Source organism: Tepidimonas fonticaldi, assembly GCF_007556755.1.
Lineage (GTDB): Bacteria > Pseudomonadota > Gammaproteobacteria > Burkholderiales > Burkholderiaceae_C > Tepidimonas > Tepidimonas fonticaldi.
Window position 1 is genome coordinate 1 of the sequence record NZ_VJOO01000040.1, and the last position, 15533, is coordinate 15533.

20 protein-coding genes are annotated in these 15533 nt (G+C 68.8%); 3 read left to right on the forward strand and 17 right to left on the reverse strand.

The genetic code is table 11. From position 1 onward, the window contains the following. Positions 1–130: 130 nt before the first annotated feature. The 3 genes from Tfont_RS13145 to Tfont_RS13155 are packed head-to-tail and all read right to left on the reverse strand — an operon-like array spanning position 131 to position 6896. On the reverse strand, positions 131–1099 hold the full coding sequence (locus Tfont_RS13145; protein WP_143969774.1) for a diguanylate cyclase domain-containing protein: 969 nt from the start codon (positions 1097–1099) through the stop codon (positions 131–133). Then, positions 1086–6488, reverse strand: coding sequence for a PAS domain S-box protein (locus Tfont_RS13150; protein WP_143969775.1), 5403 nt, complete (start codon positions 6486–6488; stop codon positions 1086–1088). The genes Tfont_RS13145 and Tfont_RS13150 overlap by 14 nt, the downstream gene beginning before the upstream one ends. Before the next feature lie 12 nt (positions 6489–6500). After that, positions 6501–6896, reverse strand: a complete 396-nt coding sequence (locus tag Tfont_RS13155; protein WP_185974539.1) for a response regulator — start codon at positions 6894–6896, stop codon at positions 6501–6503. Between the two features lie 173 nt (positions 6897–7069). On the opposite strand from Tfont_RS13155, the gene Tfont_RS13160 reads away from it, so the two are divergent. Next, positions 7070–7576: a TlpA family protein disulfide reductase gene (locus Tfont_RS13160; RefSeq protein WP_068606853.1), complete on the forward strand. Its 507-nt coding sequence runs from the start codon at positions 7070–7072 to the stop codon at positions 7574–7576. 60 nt (positions 7577–7636) lie between these two features. On the opposite strand, the gene Tfont_RS13165 is transcribed toward Tfont_RS13160, so the two are convergent. Continuing rightward, complete coding sequence (locus Tfont_RS13165; protein WP_143969777.1) at positions 7637–8080, reverse strand: c-type cytochrome; 444 nt, start codon at positions 8078–8080, stop codon at positions 7637–7639. A 90-nt stretch (positions 8081–8170) separates the two neighbouring features. On the opposite strand from Tfont_RS13165, the gene Tfont_RS13170 reads away from it, so the two are divergent. Beyond that, the gene (locus tag Tfont_RS13170) at positions 8171–8857 is read left to right on the forward strand and encodes a cytochrome b/b6 domain-containing protein (protein WP_143969778.1); all 687 of its coding nucleotides are present in this window, start codon (positions 8171–8173) and stop codon (positions 8855–8857) included. Between the two features lie 46 nt (positions 8858–8903). Then, a complete protein-coding gene (locus Tfont_RS13175) occupies positions 8904–9425 on the forward strand; it encodes a GNAT family N-acetyltransferase (RefSeq protein WP_143969779.1) in 522 nt (173 codons plus the stop codon). A 21-nt stretch (positions 9426–9446) separates the two neighbouring features. Here Tfont_RS13175 and Tfont_RS13180 read toward each other — a convergent pair whose 3' ends face one another. The 13 genes from Tfont_RS13180 to Tfont_RS13240 all read right to left on the reverse strand — a co-directional run. Next, entirely contained in the window at positions 9447–9959 is a 513-nt protein-coding gene (locus tag Tfont_RS13180) for a peroxiredoxin (RefSeq protein ID WP_143969780.1), read from the reverse strand. 130 nt (positions 9960–10089) lie between these two features. Next, positions 10090–10353: a 30S ribosomal protein S17 gene (gene rpsQ / locus Tfont_RS13185; protein WP_068606862.1), complete on the reverse strand. Its 264-nt coding sequence runs from the start codon at positions 10351–10353 to the stop codon at positions 10090–10092. 10 nt (positions 10354–10363) lie between these two features. Further along, positions 10364–10561 (reverse strand): 50S ribosomal protein L29, encoded by a 198-nt coding sequence (gene rpmC, locus Tfont_RS13190; protein ID WP_068606864.1) that lies wholly within the window; start codon positions 10559–10561, stop codon positions 10364–10366. Positions 10562–10575: 14 nt separating this feature from the next. Continuing rightward, a complete protein-coding gene (gene rplP / locus Tfont_RS13195) occupies positions 10576–10992 on the reverse strand; it encodes a 50S ribosomal protein L16 (protein ID WP_068606866.1) in 417 nt (138 codons plus the stop codon). A gap of 2 nt (positions 10993–10994) precedes the next feature. After that, positions 10995–11855 (reverse strand): 30S ribosomal protein S3, encoded by an 861-nt coding sequence (rpsC, locus tag Tfont_RS13200; protein WP_068606868.1) that lies wholly within the window; start codon positions 11853–11855, stop codon positions 10995–10997. 16 nt (positions 11856–11871) lie between these two features. Then, positions 11872–12204, reverse strand: a complete 333-nt coding sequence (gene rplV / locus Tfont_RS13205; RefSeq protein WP_185974540.1) for a 50S ribosomal protein L22 — start codon at positions 12202–12204, stop codon at positions 11872–11874. Positions 12205–12210: 6 nt separating this feature from the next. Beyond that, positions 12211–12486 (reverse strand): 30S ribosomal protein S19, encoded by a 276-nt coding sequence (gene rpsS, locus Tfont_RS13210; protein ID WP_068606870.1) that lies wholly within the window; start codon positions 12484–12486, stop codon positions 12211–12213. Between the two features lie 11 nt (positions 12487–12497). Continuing rightward, complete coding sequence (gene rplB / locus Tfont_RS13215) at positions 12498–13322, reverse strand: 50S ribosomal protein L2 (protein ID WP_068606872.1); 825 nt, start codon at positions 13320–13322, stop codon at positions 12498–12500. 2 nt (positions 13323–13324) lie between these two features. Continuing rightward, positions 13325–13639, reverse strand: coding sequence for a 50S ribosomal protein L23 (gene rplW / locus Tfont_RS13220; protein ID WP_068606874.1), 315 nt, complete (start codon positions 13637–13639; stop codon positions 13325–13327). Next, positions 13636–14256, reverse strand: coding sequence for a 50S ribosomal protein L4 (gene rplD, locus Tfont_RS13225; RefSeq protein WP_068606876.1), 621 nt, complete (start codon positions 14254–14256; stop codon positions 13636–13638). Before rplD ends, rplW begins: the two co-directional genes overlap by 4 nt. A gap of 11 nt (positions 14257–14267) precedes the next feature. Then, positions 14268–14927, reverse strand: a complete 660-nt coding sequence (gene rplC, locus Tfont_RS13230; protein ID WP_068606878.1) for a 50S ribosomal protein L3 — start codon at positions 14925–14927, stop codon at positions 14268–14270. Positions 14928–15084: 157 nt separating this feature from the next. Next, on the reverse strand, positions 15085–15396 hold the full coding sequence (gene rpsJ / locus Tfont_RS13235) for a 30S ribosomal protein S10 (protein WP_058615886.1): 312 nt from the start codon (positions 15394–15396) through the stop codon (positions 15085–15087). Between the two features lie 10 nt (positions 15397–15406). Then, a partial coding sequence (locus Tfont_RS13240; RefSeq protein WP_076887029.1) for an EF-Tu C-terminal domain-related protein occupies positions 15407–15533 on the reverse strand: 127 nt, incomplete at its 5' end.

Below are 15533 nucleotides of genomic sequence, written 5' to 3' on the forward strand. Positions count from 1 at the left end.
TCGGCATCAGTTCGTATCTGAAGGCTTGCAGACGTTGCATGGGCGAAATGATACGCTTGGCCTATGGGACGCCTACGGCGTCCGCGCTATCCTTCCCCGGCCTGAAGGCCGAGGCTTGCCGCGCACCAGGTCAACCGCTGTCGCGCCCGTAGCCATCCAGAGCCGCGGCGCACACCCGTGCGCGCCCTTGATGCTTGGCCTCGTACAGCTGCGCGTCGGCCAGCCCGAGCAGCAGCGCCGGCTGCCAGCCCGGCTGCGCCGGCCCGGCGCGCGTCGCCACCCCAAAGCTGGCCGTCAGCACCCCACCGGGGGTGCCGTGGCGGTGCGGGATGGCCATGGCGCGCACGGCCTCCAGCAGTTGCACGGCCAACCGCTGCGCATCGTCCAGTCCGGTGTCGGGCAGCAGACAGGCGAACTCCTCGCCGCCGTAACGCGCCACCAGGTCGGTGCTGCGGCGCACGTGCTCGCGCAGGCAGCCGGCCACGCGCCGCAGCGCGTCGTCGCCGGCCGGGTGGCCGTAGTGGTCGTTGTAGGCCTTGAAGTGGTCGACGTCCACCAGGATCAGGCTCAGCGCGCTGCCGTGGCGCTGCGCGCGCGACCACTCGATGGCCAGCCGCTCGTCGAACTGGCGCCGGTTGGCCACGCCGGTCAGGCCGTCGACGAAGGCCAGCGCGCGCAGCAGGTCGGACTGGAACTTCAGCGTCAGGTGCGTGCGCACGCGCGCGCGCACGACGCTGGGGTTGACCGGCTTGGGGATGAAGTCGACCGCGCCGGCTTCCAGGCAGCGCGTCTCGATGTCCTCGCCGCCGTGCGCGGTGACGAAGATCACCGGGATGTCGGCGGTGTCGCGCTCGGCGCGCAGCGCGCGCAGCACCGCAAAGCCGTCGAGCCCCGGCATCACCACGTCCAGCAGGATCAGGTCCGGCAACTGCTCGTGGGCGACCCTGAGCGCCTGCTCGCCGCCGGTGGCCATGAACAGCTGGTGCTCGGCCGACAGCGTGCGGTACAGCACCTGCAGGTGCACCGGCTGGTCGTCCACCAGCAGCAGGCGCGGCTTGCGCGCCTGCCACGCCGGGGCGGCGGCATCAAGCGGCAGCATCGGCCCCCCCCGCCTGCGCGGCCCGCAGCAGGGCCTGCCCCGCCGCCTGCGCCGCCTCGAAGTCCATCGCCTCCATCGCGCGGTGCAGCGCGGCCCAGCGCTCGTCCTGCGCCACGGCCGGCTCGGCCAGCAGCGCGTCGTGCACCTCCAGCGCCTCCATGTCGCTGGCGGCCAGCAGGTCCTGCAGGCGCTGCAGCGTCTCGCGCCAGCGCGCCGGGTCGGCGTCGGCCGCCGCCTGCGGGCCGGCCTCTTCGGGCGGGACCTCCACCAGACCGCGTGCCTGCAGCTCGGCCAGCACGCGGCACAGGGCCTGTTCGCTGCACTCCAGTTCCTCGGCCAGCGCCGGCCACCACGGCGGCAGCGGCGCCCGCGCCGCGGCGGGATCGCCCAATTGCGCCTTGACGGTGCGCTCGGCCTCGGCGGCGCGCTCGGCCAGCCGCACCGCGCCCACCGTGCCGGCGGTGCCCTTGAGCGTGTGCAACAGCGCAGCCAGCCGCTCATCGGCGCCGGCGTCCAGCTGCGCCTGCAGCTGCGCCTGCGTGTGCACCAGCCCCTGCACGAAGCCGCGCACGATGCGCGCATACAGCGCCGGGTCGTCGCCCAGGCGCGCCAGCGCCGCCGGCACGTCCACGCGCTCGGCCTCGGGCCACGGCGCCGTCAACGCCGCCTGCACGGAAGGCGGCCGCGCTGACGGCGGCTCGGCAGCAGCCTCGGCCGCCGCTGTCTCGGGGCGCACCGCGTTCGGCGCCCAATGCAGCAGCACGCGCACCAACTGGTCGATCGCAAACGGCTTGCCGACGTGGTCGTTCATGCCCGCGGCCAGACACGCCTCGCGGTCGCTGGCCATGGCGTTGGCGGTCATCGCCACGATCGGCAACGACTGCAGACCCAGCTGGTGGCGGATGGCCTGCGTGGCCTGCAGCCCATCCATCACCGGCATCTGCATGTCCATCAACACCACGTCCCAACCGTCGGGGCGTTGGCGCAGCAGGTCCAGCGCCTGCTGGCCGTGCTCGGCCAGCGTCACTTCGGCGCCTTCGCGCTTGAGCAGGTCGCGCGCCACCTGCTGGTTGATGGGATTGTCCTCCACCACCAGGATGCGCATGCCGCTCAGGCGGCTCGCGCTGGGCGCCGGGGCAGCCACCGGGGTCTGCCCGTACGCGGCGGCGCGCGCCGTGCGCACCGCCTCCAGCAGCATCGACGCGCTGACCGGCTTGACCAGAAAGCCATCCAGCGCCGCCTGGCGCTCGGCAGGCACCTGCGCCAGCACCTCGCGGCCGCTGGCGGTGACCATGACGATGGCGGCGCGCCGCTCGGGCGGCACGTCCTGGCGCAGCGCCAACGCCAGCGCCAAGCCGTCCATGCCCGGCAGCGACCAGTCGACGAAGACGGCATCGAACGGCTGCGCGGCCGAGCGCACCCGCTGCAGCGCCGCCTCCGCATCGGCCACGGCGGCACAGCTCCAGCCCAGTTGCTGCAATGCCTGGCACAGCAGCTCGCGCGCCAGCGGATGGTCGTCCACCACCAGGCAGCGCAGCGCCGCCAGTTCCCGCGGAATGGCTTCGGCGGACAGCGCCGCGGGCACGTCGCGCGCCACGGGCAGCTCGATCTCGAACGCAAACGTGCTGCCCTGCCCCGGGGTGCTGTCCACGGTGATGGCGCCACCCATCATCTGCACCAGCCGCTGGCTGATGGCCAGCCCCAGCCCCGTGCCGCCGAAGCGCCGCGTGGTGGAGCTTTCCGCCTGCGTGAAGGCCGAAAACAGCCGCGCCTGCGCCTCGGGGGCAATGCCGATGCCGGTGTCGATGACCGCCAGCCGCAGCCGCACGCGCTCGGCTCCGTCCGGTTCGACGTGGCGCGCCAGCAGCCGCGCCTGCAGCGTGACGCTGCCGGCGGCGGTGAACTTGATGGCGTTGCCTGCCAGGTTGATGAGCACCTGCTGCAGCCGCATCGCATCGCCCACCAGCACGCGCGGGATCGCCGCATCCAGGTCGAACAGCAGCTCCAGCCGCTTGCCCTTGAGGCTGGCGGCCATGATGGTGGCCAGATCCCGCCAGAGCCGGTCCACGACGAACGGCTCGGGGTCCAGTTCGAGCTTGCCTGCCTCGATCTTGGAAAAGTCCAGGATGTCGTTGATGATGCCCAGCAGCGACTTGGCCGCCGACTCGGCTTTTTCCGCGTAGTCGCGCTGGCGCGCATCCAGCGCCGTGCCCAGCAACAGCTGCAGCATGCCCAGCACCGCGTTCATCGGCGTGCGGATCTCGTGGCTCATGTTGGCCACGAACTGGCTCTTGGCGTGGCTGGCCTCCTCGGCGGCGCGGCGGGCGTTTTCGATCTCGGTGACGTCGTAGCGCAGGCCGACGTGCAACCCGCCGGACGTCAACCGCTCGACGATGCGCAGCGCCTGCCCGTCGGGGCGGTGCACGATGCGGTCGGTGGTGCCCGCGCGGAAATCCGCCAGCCGCTTTTCGAGCCACGCCTCGGGGTCCTCGCCGCGCAGGTCGATGCTGCGCCGCTGCACGCCCGTGCGGATGAAGGTTTCGAACGTCACGCCGGGCTTGAGCACGTCGGCCAGCTGCTGGTGCAGCTGGTAGAAGCGGTCGTTGGCCCAGACCAGCCGCTCCTGCGCGTCGAACACCGACACCGCCGCGCCCACCGCCTCCAGCGCGCTGACCAGCAGCTCGCGGTTGGCTTCGGCCTCGGCGCGCGCGCGCTCCAGCTCGGTGATGTCGATGCGAAAACCCACCACGTAGCCATCGGGCGTGCGCCGCTCGATGACGCGCAGCACGCGACCGTTGCCCAGGTGCTGGATGAAGTCCTCGTTGGCGGCGCGGTGGCGCGCCATGCGCTCGGCCACCCAGGCGTCGACGCGACCGACGGCCTCGGCGTACTCGCCGCGCTCGGCACCGTAGCGGATGATCTCCTCGAAGGTGCGCCCGGGCTCCATCAGCGGCGCGGCGATCGAGTAGAGCTCGCGGTAGCGCTCGTTGCAAAACACCAGCCGGTCCTGCGGGTCGAACAGCGCAAAGCCCTCGCCAATGGTCTCGATGGCGCTGCGCAGCAGTTGCTCGGCGCGCGCGGCGTTTTCCTCGGCGGCTTTGACGTCGGTGATGTCCAGGTTGGTGCAATAAATGCGCGTGGCGCGCCCCTCGGCGTCGCGCTCGAAGGCCTGACCGCGCGTGCGCACCCACAGCCAGCGCCCATCCAGGTGGCGCATGCGCAGCGTGTATTCGAAGGCGTCGCTCAGGCCCTCGACGTGCGCGTGCAGCCCGAGCATCACGCCGGGCAAATCCTCCGGGTGCACATGCTCGGCCCAGGTCGCCATGCCGATGCGCAACGGCGCCGGCTCGGGGCGGCCCAGCATGCGCAGCCAGCGCTCGTCCACCTCGACCTCGCCGGTGGCGGGATCCAGCACCCAGGTGCCGGCGCCGGTGGCGCGCAGGATGTTGTCGAGGCGCTGCTGCTGCGTGCGCAGGGCGGCTTCGGCCTGCTTGCGCGGGGTGATGTCGAAGCGGATCGACAGGAAGCGCTCGATGCGGCCCTGCGCGTCGAACAGCGGCGCCACGATGCTGTCGACCCAGTACAGCCGGCCGTCTTTGGCGCGGTTGCAGATCTCGCCGCGCCACGCGCGCCCGCTGCCGATGGTGCCCCAAAAGTCGGCCCAGAACGCCGCATCGTGGTGGCCGGAGTTGATGATGTTGTGCGGCGCACCGATCAGCTCGTCGCGCGTGTAGCCGCTGATGGCGCAGAAAGCCTCGTTGGCATCGACGATGGTGCCGTCGGGTGCGGCCTGGCTGACGATGGTGTGCTGGCGCACGGTGTTCATCAGCGTCTCGGCCTCGGCCAGGGCGATCTGCAGCCGCTCCTGCGTGCGCACGCGCTCGGTGATGTCGATCTCCACCGCCATGAAGCCGGTGCACGCCCCGGCCTCGTCGTGCAGCGGCACGAGTTCGATCGACACCCAGTAATCGCGCCCGTCCTTGCTGCGGTTGAGGATGTCGACCTGGCAGCCCTGGCCGCGGCGCACCGCCTCGCGCAGCACGGCCACCGCCTGCGGGTCGGTGGCCGGCGTCTGCAGCAGCCGCCCGGGGATCTGGCCGATCAGCTCGTCGCGCGTGTAACCGGTCAGCTGCTCGCAGGCCGCGTTGACCCAGGTGATGCGCCCCGCGCGGTCGGTGAAGATGATGGCGTTGTGCATGTGACGCGCCACCAGCGACAGGCGATCGACGTCCGACTCCAGCGCCCGCAGCCGCTCGCGCTCGGCGCGGCGCAGCCGGAATACCGCCGTCGTGGCCCAGCCCGCCAGCAGCGCGACCGGCAGCGACCCCACGGCGATGATCAGGGCGGCCACCGGCTCCCACTGGCGCTGCAGCGCCGGCGTGCTGCGCACGAACAGGTCGTAGCGGCGCTGGCCCAGTTCGACCTGGCGGTGAGCGCCCGCCCAGGCGCTGCCGCGCCAATCCCGCCCTGCGGCCAGCAAGGCACCCCCGCCATGCTGGTCGTTGTCGATCAGCAGGACCCCTTTATCGCCCGGGCCGGTATCGGACGGGATGGTCTGCCCCGGCGGGGTCTGCGCCGCGGTACGCGAAGCGGCCGCATCGACCCAGTGCCAGTCGTAGAGCGGACCGCTCAGGCCCGCCTCGCGCGCCAGCTCTGCCGCCGGCACGCCCATGGCGACAAAGCCCACCAGGTCGGCCGCGCGCTGCGCCGCGCCGGCCGGCGTCCAGCCGCCCCGGTACACCGGCAACAGGAACAGCAGTCCGTATTCGTTCCGATCGGTGTTGGCCAAGCGCAGCGGCGCGGTCACGGCCAGGTTGCCGGTAGACGCCGCCTGCTGCATCGCCTGCCAGCGCACGGGGTCGGACCCCAGCTCCAGCCCGATCAAGTGCTCCTGGCCAGACGGCTCGATCCAGTCGATGATGTAGCGGTCGCCCTCGGCCTGCGGCAGTGGGCGCAGGGGGCGGTAGCGCACGTCCACCGGCAAACCGCGACGGCGCGACTGCTCCAGCCAGTCGGCCACCCGGTCGGCTGGGACGCGGCGCACGAAGGCCAGCCCGGTGGTGGCGGCGTAACGCTCGGGCAGCTCCAACGGCCCCACGTAGGCGCGCGCCTCGCGCCAATCGGCGCCCGGGTGCGCATGCAACCATCCTCGCACCCCCAGCAGCAGGCCTTCGTAGCGGTCGAATGCGCTGCTCAACTGGCGCTGCGCATTGTCCAATTGGCGCTCCAGATGCGCCTGCAAATCGCGGTGCGCGCGCTGCTCCAGCCAGGCCGCCACCCCCAGCCCCAAGGCCAGCACGGCCAGCGCCACGAGCAGCGCAGCCCAACCTGCCCCTGCGCTGGCCAGCGGCGACCCGTGGCGCCCGTCCGTGGCATGCGGCGCGGCCATCCCCTTACCCCTTCAGCCCAGCACGCGCTGCAGCTCGTCCCGCAGCCGCTCGGCGTCCAGCGGCTTGGCCACGTAACCATCGGCACCCGCATCCAGCATGCGGCGGCGGTCTTCGGGCAGGTCGTAGGCGGTCACCATGATGACCGGCGTGCGGCGGCGGCCCGAGCGCTCCCACGCCCGCAGCTCGGCCAGCGCTTCCAGGCCGCCCATGTCGGGCATCGTGACGTCGAACAGCGCCACGTCGAAGGCTTGGGCCCGCAGCGCCTCCAGCGCCTTGCGTCCGTCCGGGACCAGCACCCCGCTGTGCCCCATCTCGCGCAGAATGCGCGTGGCCAAACGCAGGTTGAGCGGATTGTCGTCGGCCACCAGCACGCGCAGCGGCCGCATGGAGGAAGCGGTTGCGGTCATAGCGAATGATTGTGCCTGCATTCCCCCGGGCGGCAAGCCCGTCGTGCCCCAGGTGGGGGCAAATTCGAACTTTTTCGGGGCATCGGTTTCACAAACACCACAGTCCCGGGCGCGGTGTGCGCATGCGGACTGTGGTCCAATCCCGTTTGATGCCGTCCCGAGGATTTTTGCGCATGACCCCCCGTATCCGTCCCTGGCTGCTGGCTACGCCCCTGCTCGCTGCGGTGGGGGGGCTGGGCCTGGCCGGCTGCGCGCCCGCCGAGCGCGCGCCCGAGTCCACCTTCCGCCTGCTGGACGGCAGCACCCTGACCAGCGCCGATCTGCGCGGCAAAGTGTTGCTGGTCAACTTCTGGGCCACCACCTGCGTCAGCTGCGTCAAGGAAATGCCGCAGCTCATCGAGACACACCGGCGCTTTGCCGCGCGCGGCTTCGAGACGGTCGCGGTGGCGATGAGCTACGACCCGCCCGAATGGGTGGCCAACTTTGTCCGGACACGGCAGTTGCCGTTCAAGGTGGCGCTCGACAGCGACGGCACGCTGGCACGCCACTGGGGCGAGGTCAAACTGACACCCACCACGTATATCGTGGACCGGCAAGGGCGCATCGTCAAACGCTACGTCGGTGAGCCGGATTTTGCGGCGCTGGCCCAGCTGCTGGACAAGCTGCTCGCCGAGGGTTGAGGGCCGAGCAGCCGCCCCAGGATGCCGCGGGGCGGCGCGTGCCACCCCGCGGTAGACAGATCATTCGCGGTACGCGTCGTGGCAGGCCTTGCAGGTGGCCGCCGCATCGCCAAACGACTTTTTCACCGCATCCAGGCTGCCCGTGCGGGTGGCGGCTTCCAGGTCGGCGATCGCCTTGACCATCTTGTCGGCACCCGCGCGCACCTTGTCCATCTCCATCCATGCCTCGGGCTTGGTGCGGCTCTTGATCTTCTCGGTGTCGGGCGTGAAGCCGGCCCACGGCAGCTTGGACATCGTCGCAACGATGGCCGCATTTTCTTGCGCCACCTTGGCATCGAAGGGCACGCGCCCTTGCGCCATCGCGCCGATGCGGCTGAAATGCGCGCCCAGCACAGTGAACGCCGACTGGCGGTATTTGACGGCGTCCTCCGGCTTTTGGAACTGCGCATGGGCAGCACCACTGAGGAGCACGGCCGCCGCAGCGGCGAGGATGCGAATCTTCATGAAAAAAACCTCCAACGGATCAGCAGGAACTCCAGTGTATGCTGATGTTCAAGCATTTGCTGTGACATTGCCACGCCTAGGGATTTCCCCATGACCTCTGCCCCCCACCCCAATACCGACCACATCCCCGTGCGGGTCTGGGATTTGCCGACCCGGTTGTTTCACTGGCTGCTGGTCGCGGCCGTGGTGGGCCTGGTCATCACCGGCAACCTGGGGGGCAACTGGATGACCTGGCACCAACGACTGGGCTATGCGGTGCTGGCGCTGCTGGGGTTTCGCCTGCTGTGGGGGCTGGTCGGCGGTCGCTGGTCGCGCTTTCAGCATTTCGTGTGCGGGCCCGGCGCAGTGCTGGACTACCTGCGCGGGCGCGGCCGTCCGCACGACGAGGTCGGGCACTCGCCCCTGGGAGCGCTGTCGGTGTTGGCCATGCTGGCGGTGCAGGTGGGCACAGGCCTCATCAGCGACGACGAGATCGCCTTCGTGGGGCCGCTGGCGCGCTTCGTCGCCTCCGACACCGCATATGCCGCGACAGCCTTTCACAAAGGCTGGGGCAAGCTGCTGGTGTTGGGGCTGATCGCCCTGCACATCGCGGCGATCGCTTACTACCGTCTGCGGCGCGGCAAATCGCTGCTGCCGGCCATGCTGCACGGCGACAAAACGCTGCCGCCCGACACCCCGGCCAGTGCCGACGGCTGGCGGCAACGCCTGCTGGCGCTGGCGGTGGCGGTGGCCAGTGTCGCGGCGACGGTGGCCGTGGTGAATCTGGGCAACCCCTGAGGACGGCCCCCTCGCCCGGCGCGGCGGATGCCCCTATCATTGGCGCATGGTCGACGATTCCGCCTTGGTCGCCCCCATCGGTGCAGCGCCGGATATTCGCCTGCAGACCGTCGTCGACGGGGCGCCGCTGGAGCACATTCGCACCCTGTTCCTGGAGTACCAGGACGACATTGGCATCGACCTGTGTTTTCAGGGGTTCGCAGATGAGCTTGCGGGTTTGCCGGGCGCCTACGCGCCCCCGCTGGGTGCGCTGGTGCTGGCCACGGTGGACGGCGAAGCGGCCGGCTGCTGTGCCCTGCGCCCCTTGTTGGACAGCGACCACGGCAACGCCTGCGAGATGAAGCGCCTGTTCGTGCGGCGGGCGTTCCGGGGATTCGGCCTGGGCCGCCAACTGGTCGAGCAGATCCTGCTGCTGGCGCAGCAGGCCGGCTACGACTGCGTGCTGCTGGACACGCTGCGCGACATGGAGGCCGCGCGCACCCTGTACCACGAGATCGGGTTCGAGGAAATCCCCCCCTACTACCACAACCCGCTGCCGGGCGCGCACTACCTCAAACTGAGTTTTTGACCGTGCACGGGCACGGCACGGTCAGCGCAGTTGCCGCACCTGCGCCAGCAGCGTGTCGGCGTCGCTGACCTCGAACTGGCCCGGCCCCTCGATGTTGAGCGCCTTGACCACCCCATCCTGCACCAGCATGGAGTAGCGGTTGCTGCGCAGGCCCAGGCCGCGCGCCGTCAGGTCCAGCGTCAAGCCCGTGGCCTGGGCGAATTGGGCGCTGCCGTCGGCCAGCATACGGACCTTGCCCTCCGTGCCCTGGTCGCGGGCCCACGCCCCCATCACAAAGGCGTCGTTGACGCTTACGCACCAGATTTCGTCCACCCCGGCGGCACGCAGCTCGTCGTAGCGTTCGACATAGCCCGGCACATGCTTGGCCGAGCAGGTCGGCGTGAAGGCGCCGGGCACGGCGAACAGCGCAATCGTCTTGCCGGCCGCGGCGGCGCGCACCGGCACGGGGTTGGGACCGATGCTGCAGCCATTGCCCTCCGTCTCGCAGTACTCCATCAGGGTCACGTCGGGCAGGGTGTCGCCAACCTGGATCATCTCGGGTCTCCTTGCAAATAAAAACGGGCGACCGCATTGTCGGTCGCCCGGATTGACCCGGCAACGAGGCCGGTCATTGGCATGGGGGCCAGCGAGCGGCGGCCACCCAGCCCGCCGCCGCGGCGGCGCATCAGACCTCAGCGGCCTTTTGCACCAGGCGCGTGGCCACCCAGTTCTTGGTCTTGGACAGCGGACGGCTCTCGGTGATTTCGACGATGTCGCCCAGCTTGTACTCGCCCTTTTCGTCGTGGGCGTGGTACTTGCTCGACTTGATCACGATCTTGTCGTAGAGCTCGTGCTTGACACGGCGCTCGACCAGCACGGTGATGGTCTTGGCGCGCTTGTCACTGACGACCTTGCCGATCAGCGTGCGCTTGAGTTTGCCTTGCGTCATGGTGTGCTCCTCACTGGCCGGCGGCCTGCTTCTCGGCCAGGATGGTCTTGGCGCGAGCGATGGCCCGGCGGGTCTGACGCAGCGCAGCCGTGTTGCCCAGCTGTTGCGTGGCCTTTTGCATGCGCAGGTTGAAGTGGGCCTTCTGCAGCGACTTGATCTCGGCCTGCAGACCGGCGACGTCCTTTTGGCGCAGTTCAGCGGATTTCATGGTGTGCTCCTTCCTCACTGGCCCAGCATGCGCGTCACGAACGTGGTGCGCAGCGGCAACTTGGCCGCCGCGAGCTGGAACGCCTCACGCGCCAGCTGCTCGGGCACGCCGACGATCTCGTACAGCACCTTGCCGGGCTGGATCTCGGCCACGTAGAACTCCACACCTCCCTTGCCGTTGCCCATGCGGACCTCGGCCGGCTTCTTGGTGATGGGCTTGTCCGGGAAGACGCGGATCCAGATGCGGCCGCCACGCTTGACGTGACGGCTGATGGCACGGCGAGCGGCCTCGATCTGGCGCGCCGTCAGACGGCCACGGTCGGTGGCCTTCAGGCCAAAGTCGCCAAACACCACCGTGGTGCCGCTGGTGGCGACCCCGGTGTTGCGGCCCTTGTGCTCTTTGCGGTATTTGCGACGAGCAGGTTGCAACATGGTTATTCTCCTTTGCCGTCCGCTGCTGCAGATGCGGGTGCGTCGGAACGAACGCGCTTAACGGCGGGTTGTGCGGTGGCCTCGGCCGGCTTGTCGCTGCCGTCGGCCGGCGCCGCATTGCTGCCACCCCGGCGGGCGCCGCCGCGCGGAGGACGGGCCCCTTCGCGGCGCGGACCGCGAGGACGGCGCTCATCGTCGGGACGCGGCGTGCTGTCCAGCGACGGCACGTCGTTGCGGCCCAGGTTGTCGCCCTTGTAGACCCAGACCTTGACACCGATGGTGCCGTAGGTGGTCTTGGCCACCGAGGTGCCGTAGTCGATGTCGGCGCGCAGCGTGTGCAGCGGCACGCGACCCTCGCGGTACCACTCGGTGCGCGCGATTTCGATGCCGTTCAGACGGCCCGACGACATGATCTTGACGCCCTGCGCGCCCAGGCGCATGGCGTTCTGCATCGCGCGCTTCATCGCGCGGCGGAACATGATGCGCTTTTCGAGCTGCTGGGTGATCGAGTCGGCGATCAGTTGCGCGTCGACCTCGGGCTTGCGGATCTCTTCGATGTTGACGGCCACCGGCACGCCCAGCATCGTGGCGAGATCCTTCTTCAGGCGCTCGATGTCCTCGCCCTTCTTGCCGATCACCACGCCCGGACGGGCCGAGTAGATGGTGATGCGCGCGTTCTTGGCGGGACGCTCGATCACGACGCGCGAGACGGCGGCGTTCTTGAGCTTTTCGCGCAGGTACTCACGCACCTTGATGTCGTCGGCGAGCATGCCGGCGAACTCGCGGTTGCTGGCGTACCAGCGGCTGGCCCAGTTGCGGCTGACCGACAGACGGAAGCCGGTAGGATGGATTTTCTGCCCCATGGTCTTCCTTTCCTGGTCAGTTGCCGACGGTCACGTAGATGTGGCAGGTCGGCTTGCTGATGCGGTTGCCCCGGCCCTTGGCACGCGCCGTGAAACGCTTGAGCGTGGTGCCCTGCTCGACGTGGATGGTCTTGACCTTCAGCTCGTCGATGTCGGCACCGTCGTTGTGCTCGGCGTTGGCGATGGCGGACAGCAGCGCCTTCTTGATGATGCCGGCAGCCTTCTTGGGCGTGAAGGTCAGGATCTGGAGGGCCTGGTCCACCTTCTTGCCGCGAATCAGGTCGGCCACCAGCCGGCCCTTGTCGGCCGACAGGCGCACGCCGCGAACGATACAGCGGGTTTCCATGATCAATCCTTACTTCTTGGCTTTCTTGTCGCCGGGGTGGCCCTTGAACGAGCGCGTCAGCGAGAACTCGCCCAGCTTGTGGCCGACCATCTGCTCGGTCACGTACACCGGCACATGCTGCTTGCCGTTGTGCACGGCAATGGTCAGGCCGATGAACTCGGGCAGGATCGTCGAGCGCCGCGACCAGGTCTTGATCGGCTTCTTGTCCTTGGCGGCCTGCGCCTTCTCGACCTTGGCCATCAGGTGATGGTCAACGAAGGGACCTTTTTTCAGAGAACGAGACATGGCTCAACCCTTTACTTCTTGCGGCGCGACACGATCATGTTCTGCGTGCGGCGGTTGCTGCGGGTGCGGTAACCCTTGGTCAGGTTGCCCCACGGATCGACCGGCGGCTTGCCGGTACCGGTGCGGCCCTCACCACCACCGTGCGGGTGATCGATCGGGTTCATCGCCACGCCTCGCACCGTCGGGCGGATGCCCATGTGGCGCTTGACGCCGGCCTTGCCGAGCTGGCGCAGGCTGTGCTCGCTGTTGGACGCCTCGCCGATGGTGGCGCGGCAGTCCACGTGCACCTTGCGCACTTCGCCGGAGCGCAGGCGGACCTGGGCATAGACGCCCTCGCGCGCCAGCAGCACGGCGGAGGCACCGGCCGAGCGCGCCATCTGGGCGCCCTTGCCCGGCTTGAGCTCGATGCAGTGGATGGTCGAGCCGACGGGGATGTTGCGGATCGGCAGCGTGTTGCCGACGCGGATCGGCGACTCCGCCCCGCTCACCACGGTCTGCCCGACTTCGATACCGCGCGGCGCGATGATGTAGCGGCGCTCGCCATCGGCGTAGCACAGCAGCGCGATGTGCGCGGTGCGATTGGGGTCGTACTCCAGGCGCTCCACCTTGGCCGGGATGCCGTCCTTGTTGCGACGGAAGTCCACGACGCGGTAGTGGTGCTTGGCACCGCCGCCCTTGTGGCGCACGGTGATGTGCCCGTTGTTGTTGCGACCGGCGGTCTTGGCCAGCGGCTCCAGCAGCGGGGCGTAACCGGGGCCCTTGTACAGGTTATCGCGCGAGACCTTCACCATGCCACGACGGCCCGGCGAGGTCGGCTTCATCTTGATGACTGCCATGATCAGACACCCTCTCCGCCGAACTGGATCTCCTGACCTTCGGCCAGGGTCACATAGGCCTTGCGCACGTGGTCACGGCGACCGATGGTCTTGCCGAAGCGCTTGACCTTGCCCTTTTGGTTCAGGACGTTGACATCCTGCACCTTCACGTTGAACAGCAGCTCCACCGCAGCCTTGATCTCGGGCTTGCTGGCATCGCGCAGCACCTTGAACAGGACGGTGTTGGCCTTTTCGCCGACGCGGGTGGCCTTCTCCGAGATGATCGGCGCCACCAGCACTTGCATCAGGCGACCTTCGTCGAACTTCGGCTGGCTCATGCGAACATCTCCTTGAGTTGGTCGAGCGCACCCTTGGTGACCAGCACCTTCTTGTAGTGCACCAGCGACACGGGGTCGGCGTAGCGCGGCTCGACGACCAGCACGTTGGGCAGGTTGCGCGACGCCAGGTACAGGTTCTCGTCTACCTCGTCGGCGATCACCAGCACCGAGTTCAGGTTCATGGCCTTGAGCTTGCTCGCCAGCAGCTTGGTCTTGGGCGCATCGACCTTCAGGCCCTCGACCACCGACAGACGGCCTTCACGCACGAGCTGCGAGAAGATGGCGGCCATGCCGGCGCGGTACATCTTCTTGTTGAGCTTCTGGCTGAAGTTTTCGTTGGGGCTGCTCGGGAAGATCTTGCCGCCCCCGCGCCACAGCGGCGACGAGGCCATACCGGCACGGGCGTTGCCGGTGCCCTTCTGGCGGAACGGCTTCTTGGTCGTGTGCTTGACGGCACCACGATCCTTTTGGGCGCGCGTGCCCTGGCGGGCGTTGGCCTGATAGGCCACGACCAGCTGGTGCACCAGCGCTTCGTTGAATTCGCGACCGAACACGGTCTCGGGCACGTCCACGGTGGACGCGGCCTGACCCTGGTCGTTGAGGAGTTCGACTTGCATCCGTTCGCTCCTTACTTGGCAGCCTTGACGGCCGGACGGACGGTCACGAAGCCGCCCTTGGCACCCGGAACGGCCCCCTTGATCAGGAGCAGTTGACGCTCGGCGTCGACACGCACCACGTCCAGGTTCTGGGTGGTGACGGTCTCGTCGCCCATGTGACCGGTCATGCGCTTGCCCGGGAACACGCGGCCCGGGTCCTGCGCCATGGAGATCGAGCCCGGCACGTTGTGCGAACGGCTGTTGCCGTGCGAGGCGCGCTGCGAGCCGAAGTTGTGGCGCTTGATGGTGCCGGCGTAGCCCTTACCGATGGTCGTGCCCTGCACGTCCACCTTCTGGCCGGGCTGGAACAGCTCGGCAACGGGGATGACCGCGCCCGGGGCGTACTTGGCCGCCACCTCGGCGCTGACGCGGAACTCCTGGAGGATTTCGCCGGCTTCGACGCCAGCCTTGGCAAAGTGACCGGCCATGGGCTTGGTCACCCGCGTGGCGCGCCGCTTGCCGAACGCCACCTGCAGGGCGTCGTAGCCGTCGGCGGCCTGGGTCTTGACTTGTGCCACCCGGTTGTTGGACACATCGACCACCGTGACGGGCACTGCGTCCCCGTCCTCGGTGAACAGACGCATCATGCCCACCTTGCGGCCCAACAACCCGAGAGAGTTGCTCAGACTCATTGTTTTCTCCGTTCCCGACTGCAATTGGCCGGGGCTGATGGCCCGCCCCCAGAAAAATCTTCCGAAGGCACGGGCAGGTTACAGGTTTGCTTCGCCCGCAAAAAGAGCGAAGCCCGCAAGTTTACCTTGCGGGCTTCGCGGCGTCAAGCGCTGCGGATTACTGCAGCTTGATCTCGACGTCCACGCCGGCCGGCAGATCCAGCTTCATCAGCGCGTCCACCGTCTTGTCGGTCGGATCGACGATGTCCATCAGACGCTGGTGGGTGCGGATTTCGAACTGGTCGCGGCTGGTCTTGTTGACGTGCGGCGAGCGCAGGATGTCGAAGCGCTTCATGCGCGTCGGCAGGGGCACGGGGCCCTTGACGATGGCGCCGGTGCGCTTGGCGGTATCGACGATCTCGGCCGCAGAGGCATCGATCAGCTTGTAGTCGAACGCCTTGAGGCGGATGCGGATCTTTTGCTTGTTCATGACCGCAGCCTCACTCGATGATCTTGGCGACGACGCCGGCGCCGACGGTGCGGCCGCCCTCGCGGATCGCAAAGCGCAGGCCCTCTTCCATCGCGATCGGCGCAATCAGCTTGACCGTGATCGAGACGTTGTCGCCC